Consider the following 6,000-nt stretch of genomic DNA (forward strand, 5'->3'; position numbering starts at 1 on the left):
TAGGGAAAATTATCGTATCAAAAAATGGTATTATCGTCCAAAACCTTCATTAAATACATTCTTGAGCCCTATTATTACTTTTAGGAATCGATGAAGTATAGAAATAGTTGGTTAGATCTTTTCAATAAAATTGAGTAGTATTTTTTTTACATCATCTACTTTTCCTAATTCTAATCCTCCTGATGTTGCACCAGTAACCCAATACAAAATCATTCCCGCATCCGAGCAGTCATATCTTCCTTTTTGGAATTTCACTACATCATCTAATTCTGCGACTTTACCAATTAACCACAACCATTGTACTCTAGGATCTTTATGATCTCTTGCCCAATCAAATTGTTCGATAGGAACTTTTAAAAAAGTGTTCTGATCTGGAATACGTACTTCTTCTATACCGAAATCCAGAATTTGTTGCCATGTATAAAAATCACCAGCATCATCGTTCGCAGGATGATGCGTAATTACTTTTACAAATTGACGTTTTTGTGGATCAGCTGCAGCTAAAGCAAAACCTATAATATCTGGCTCCCCTGCCTCTACAATCCATAACGGATCATTTTTCGAAGAAGCATTGATGGCATTTTTAAGATCAAAAATAGTTTCTTCCAATTTCCACTTAGCATCCAAGAATTTTAAAGATTCAAAACCACCCCATCTTCTGGCAGTCACCTCACAGCTACTCTGCATCAGAGCATGTCTTTCTCTTTCAGCAGCTTCAGAAATTTTCTTCACTCTCACTAAATCACAACTATGAGAATAGTGTACTAACCGATCTTCCAACCCAGTGGCTCTGAGTAAAGCAATAGAAACAGCCGTTCCTCCTAGGTCATCCGGATCTGGAGAATTACCATCTGCCACAATAGCTAAACGCCCTTTGGGAGCTTTATTATTTTGTGCAATACATAAAAATTGAACAAAAAATAGAGATAAAAATAATAGTGTAATTCTTTTCATATCATTAGTTATTTTTTGCTGGCCCAAAAGGAATAGTTTTGATATCAGATGCTCCTAATGGGCCTTGCAAAATTTAATTGTGTTGTTTGTTAGGTGTATCTCTTTGGTAAGCTATAATGGCTACTTATAAAGAAATACTTATTTGCTTCTTGCTACTCTTTCTTTTATATCTTTCCCTTGAGGGATGTATAAAGAATCTTTAGTCATTAAAAATTTATCGAACCTGAAACCGTCTTCTCTCATGCTAAATTTCACTTCATGAAGACCCTTTGTTTTCACATCAACATATATCTTATAAGGAATACCACAATGTTCCTCTTTTGTTCTTTGTTTACTTGCCCAAGTCCATTCATTCCTCCCTTCACACCATTGCATTTTTTTACCACTTTCAGGCCAATCTTCATCCAATCCAACGTGCAAACCGTTGTCCTCACTTCCTGTACTAAATGCTCTTACCCACACATAAAATCTACCCGTCTCATTAAACCTTACTTTATAATGTAGGATACCTAATTGTCCGGGTTTATTAGTGAAATTTTCTCCTCTTACTACTTCGTCGTCATGGGTAACTCTTGTATCGGGCATGATTTGTATAAAGTCTTTGTTACTTGCTTCAGTAAGACTTTTTTGAACTAAATCGTTCTCTCCAAGCTTATCCGAAACAAACCACTCTCTTACTTCTGATTTAGTCTGTTTATTAAAATGTTCTGCTTCCACAGCGACCACTCCATCTCTTTCTATAAAGACCGCATTTTCTCTATTCAAATTTTCATCTGGAGTTGTTACCTGTCCTTGACATGCAGTGCTTATCAAAAAAATAAAAATTAAAGACCTTAACATCATTTCATGTGAGATTTAATTAGTAATTGAATACATTCGAATCTACTTACTTTATAAAATTTAAGAGTCGGTAATAAGGGTAGAATAGTCTAACTCATGTTTTTCAACAGTAGATGTTACACTTTACAAAAAGGCTTATATACATCTAATAATGACTATTTTATCTACAAATATCACTTTATTGCTCTCCCTTGTTATTCCTATCCATATTTTTTTCAACAACAATTCAAATGAGAAATGTGAAATTTTATTTTACCCTTAAAATGGACATTATTACTCTTTTACTTTTTTCTTAAAGCCTAACTTGTTGAAATAAAATAAGCAACCATTCTAGATGGATTTTATTTCAAATAAACTTATAAAATGAAACGATTATTACTACTACAGCTTTTAGCTTTAAGCTTTTTATCTTGTCAAAAACAAGGTACTTCACAGACTTCTCAAACTAATAAAAAACCGAACATTGTCTATATCTTAACAGATCAATGGCGAGCTTCTGCCACAGGCTATGCAGGAAATAAAACGGTGAAAACTCCAGTGTTAGATCAGTTAGCTTCTGAGTCTATCAATTTTAAAAATGCAGTTTCTGTTACACCTGTTTGTACGCCACACAGAGCAGCATTATTTACCGGTCGATTTCCTACAACAACAGGTATGGTCGTAAACGATGTGTACCTTCCAGAAGAAGAGCTTTGCATGGCAGAAATTTACAAAAGCGAGGGATATTCTACCGCTTATTATGGCAAGTGGCACTTAGATGGGCATGGTAGACTAAATAACGTAGCCCCAGAAAGACGACAGGGATTTGATTATTGGAAAGGTCTTGAGTGTTCTCATAGTTACAATAAAATGCCTTATTATGAGAATGATGATCCAGAGATCAAATACTGGCCAAAATACTCTCCTTTTGCCATTGTAGAGGATGCTAGTAAATATTTAGCATCGCATGCCAATGATAAGAACCCTTTCTTATTGGTTTTATCTATTGCCACTCCACACTACCCACATGGAAGTGCTCCAAAAAGATTTAAAGAGATGTACCCTAAAGAAGATTTGGTATTACCGAGTAATGTGAGTGAACAATGGAAAGAAAAGGCATTAAAAGAAATGCAAGGCTATTATGCCCATATCTCTGCTACTGATGAAGCAATCGGAACTGTCTTAGATCAATTAAAAGCTTTAGGATTGGATGAAAATACCATCGTCGTTTTTTCTTCTGATCACGGAGAAATGTTAGGTGCCCACGATAAAAAACCATTTGTAAAACAAACTGCATGGGATGAATCGATTAATGTTCCTTTCTTGATTAAGTATCCATCTATCGGAAATAATGCGGGGTCGGTGGTAGAAGCACCCATTAATACACCAGATATATTACCAAGTTTATTAGGTCTTTCGGGTATAGAGGTTCCTCATGTGATTGAGGGTGAAGACCTTTCTGATCTGATAAAAAAGCCAAATTCGGAGGTAGACCGTGCCGCTTTGGTTATGAACGCTTGTCCTTTTGGATCAAATTATAAAGACCATGAATACAGAGCCATTAGAACAAAACAATATACCTATTTACGCACGCTAGAAGGGCCGAAACATTTGTATGATAATATTGCTGATCCTCTTCAAGTTAATAACTTAATTAACCAACCTGAGGTAGCCGATGTACAAATGAAATTAGAAGAAAAGTTACAATCAAAACTACAAAAGATTGGTGATGAATTTAAACCGAGAAGTTATTACATGAAAAAATTTAACTACACGTTTGATGATAAAAAACACGCCATTAATTTTTGGGATTTTAAAAATAACAATGGTGTAGTACAAAGTCCAACTGTACTGTAAACAGTTATACCTAAAAATTAGAGGGTTTGGATTCTCATTCATTCGCCTTCTTTTGGTTAGATTAGCCTCTTCAAGTATAGGTATTTTCTCTATTATTTTAGAGGAAAATTAATCATCTAGCTTATCTCATTTTTAAGTGAACAACTGCTTAAATGATATTTATAAATAAAAGAGTCATTTCTCTATTTAGAATGAGAAATGACTCTTTCTTTTTTAACAAAAAGCTATATATGCTGTCTTTAGGTTACTGAATAACGGTGAATATATGAAAATGAGGCATTTTCGAAGTTTTTAAATTTCCGTTAAGCACAAAGTTTGATAAGAATTTAAAACCCCTGAATTTACTGTAGTTTCACCTAGTTTTTATATACATTTCTACCGGTGGTTTTTATTCTTCAGTTAATTTCAATGCTTTCTTCAAGAAGTAGTCTCCATGCCATACACAACTACCGTCAGATATTATCACTTCTGTGCTTTTATATTTTAATACATACTTATCTGTAGTTGTACAATTATAAGACTCTACCATGTTATTAATTTCTTTCTCAAAATACCTTATGGTCCTAATTTCATTTTTATCCAATAGTCTGTTCTTTCCCTTAAAATACAGGTGAAATTTGTTAGATCTCCTTTTTATAGTAATTGTTTCTTTTGAATTATGAAAACACCCCATGGAAGATACTTGAATAGAATAGCTTTCTCCATTTTTAAGACGGTCAATAAATGGTCGATATGGATCAGATTCATGGTCTAAATAATTTATACATAAATCAATAGTATATTCTTTCTTTTCTGATAATTCGATATTAACATTCTCAGTTTTACTGAACATTGTTTTATACTCAATTCTATACTTACCATACATTAAGCCTTTTAGTGTTTGATTCCTTTCATGCTTTGGTTCTATGGTTTTTATTAAAGAATCATCCCTAAAAACCTTGAATTCAGATAAGTAATGAAAATTACTTCCTTCTCTACAGTCCATAATATTCACCTGTAAAGTGCTTTGAGCGTTACAGTAGTGGCTGGCAAAGATTATTGAGGCTAATATGGTTATTATGTTTTTCATTTTTCTAATTACTGGCAACATTGGATAAATACCATATAGTACATATCCATTATGTAAAAACATTCCCAACCTTTAAAAAAAATAGTTTGCAGTAAGATGGTTGAAGAATTCCACAATGTAAATAGTATAGTTCTTTTAATCAAGATATTGTGATGACTTTTCACGAAAGGTTTTCAGTTCTGACTTACGCTCTGTTCCGAATGTCTAAACTCTACAATTTTTTACTGATATGAAAAATATACTATGGGGCATAGTATCCTAAATTATAATAGTCAATCAGATTATTTTTTCGAGTATGAAAAAAAACAAGATTTACGATCAATAATATCCCTCTCTGCTCTAAGGTACTGTCTTAAACCAAGTAAATTCATATAATTTTTCTAAGATGACCTAAAACGTTTAGCTACCGTGGGTTCCTCAAATTTTCTTTGCAAAATGTAATTAGATAAGGCTCATTTCATTTCACCATGAGAAAATTCGAGATATATAAAATATTTTTTTATAATATTCGTAGGTATAGGGAAGTTTAGGAATAAACTATCTCGTGTAGCCATTCTTACATAATGTTTGGCTACTGCTTTTTTATCACCTGCCTCTTTACTAATAGTAATACTCTTCTTTCTTCCATAATGCAAACATTATTCTTAAAATTCTGGCTTGTAAGGCTAAATAGTTGACTTATCTAATTTTCTTCCATACAAATTTGGAAAACTTCCCACTTGATATCGTATCACATTTAAGGCAGGAAAGTGTAATGCTCTTCGAATATGAGCATTCCCTTTTTTTGTGATTTTTGTTTTTCCTACTCTCTGACCTGACTGATTTTCTTTGATATCATAACCTGCATAACTAATAAGCTGCTTAGCATTTCTTACTTGTGCAAAACCATCTGTTTCAGCAGCTACAACTGCAGCTGTTTTCTCTCCAACTCCTTTTATAGAGGTTAAATATTCTATTTTTTGTCTTAAAACAGGATCTATATCAATACATTTAGATATCATCTTTTCTGCATTTAGAATCTGTTTGTCAATTTCTTTCATTGTTTTTTTAATACTCCTTGTTACTTCTTTAGAAGAGTAAATAGAAGTATTTGCTTGCTCAAGTTGTCCTCGTAAAGCATTTTTAATTGACTGTAGATCTTCGAGGTGTCTTGTTATTGATCGTAATTCATATAATTGTTTTGAAATAGGAGCCCATATAGTTAAAGGTTGAGTTGCTCCCATTACAGCCAGTCCTTTGGCGTCGATTTTATCATTTTTGGATTTATTTCCGATACTTTGAAAATAAGCTTTTGCTCTGTT

5 protein-coding genes are annotated in these 6,000 nt (G+C 33.0%); 1 reads left to right on the plus strand and 4 read right to left on the minus strand.

Going from position 1 to position 6,000, the window contains the following annotated elements:
• Positions 1 to 111 precede the first annotated feature (111 nt).
• Both NH26_RS23125 and NH26_RS23130 read right to left on the minus strand, forming a co-directional pair.
• Entirely contained in the window at positions 112 to 954 is an 843-nt protein-coding gene (locus tag NH26_RS23125) for a hypothetical protein (RefSeq protein WP_052432246.1), read from the minus strand.
• A 138-nt stretch (positions 955 to 1,092) separates the two neighbouring features.
• Positions 1,093 to 1,767: a hypothetical protein gene (locus tag NH26_RS23130; protein WP_139263259.1), complete on the minus strand. Its 675-nt coding sequence runs from the start codon at positions 1,765 to 1,767 to the stop codon at positions 1,093 to 1,095.
• 390 nt (positions 1,768 to 2,157) lie between these two features.
• Here NH26_RS23130 and NH26_RS23135 point away from each other — a divergent pair, with 390 nt between their 5' ends.
• Positions 2,158 to 3,630: a sulfatase family protein gene (locus tag NH26_RS23135; protein WP_044227683.1), complete on the plus strand. Its 1,473-nt coding sequence runs from the start codon at positions 2,158 to 2,160 to the stop codon at positions 3,628 to 3,630.
• 388 nt (positions 3,631 to 4,018) lie between these two features.
• Here NH26_RS23135 and NH26_RS23140 read toward each other — a convergent pair whose 3' ends face one another.
• Positions 4,019 to 4,699 carry a hypothetical protein gene (locus NH26_RS23140; protein ID WP_139263261.1) on the minus strand — a complete coding sequence of 227 codons (681 nt, stop codon included), beginning with the start codon at positions 4,697 to 4,699 and terminating at the stop codon, positions 4,019 to 4,021.
• A 665-nt stretch (positions 4,700 to 5,364) separates the two neighbouring features.
• Positions 5,365 to 6,000, minus strand: a 636-nt coding sequence (locus NH26_RS23150) for a transposase (RefSeq protein ID WP_158022021.1), incomplete at its 5' end; no start/stop codon positions are given.

The organism is Flammeovirga pacifica (assembly GCF_000807855.2).
GTDB classification, from domain to species: domain Bacteria; phylum Bacteroidota; class Bacteroidia; order Cytophagales; family Flammeovirgaceae; genus Flammeovirga; species Flammeovirga pacifica.

Coding starts and splice junctions, on each gene's coding strand:
- NH26_RS23125 (WP_052432246.1), bottom strand. CDS start 954: ATGAAAAGAATTACACTATTATTTTTATCTCTATTTTTTGTTCAATTT.
- NH26_RS23135 (WP_044227683.1), top strand. CDS start 2,158: ATGAAACGATTATTACTACTACAGCTTTTAGCTTTAAGCTTTTTATCT.
- NH26_RS23140 (WP_139263261.1), bottom strand. CDS start 4,699: ATGAAAAACATAATAACCATATTAGCCTCAATAATCTTTGCCAGCCAC.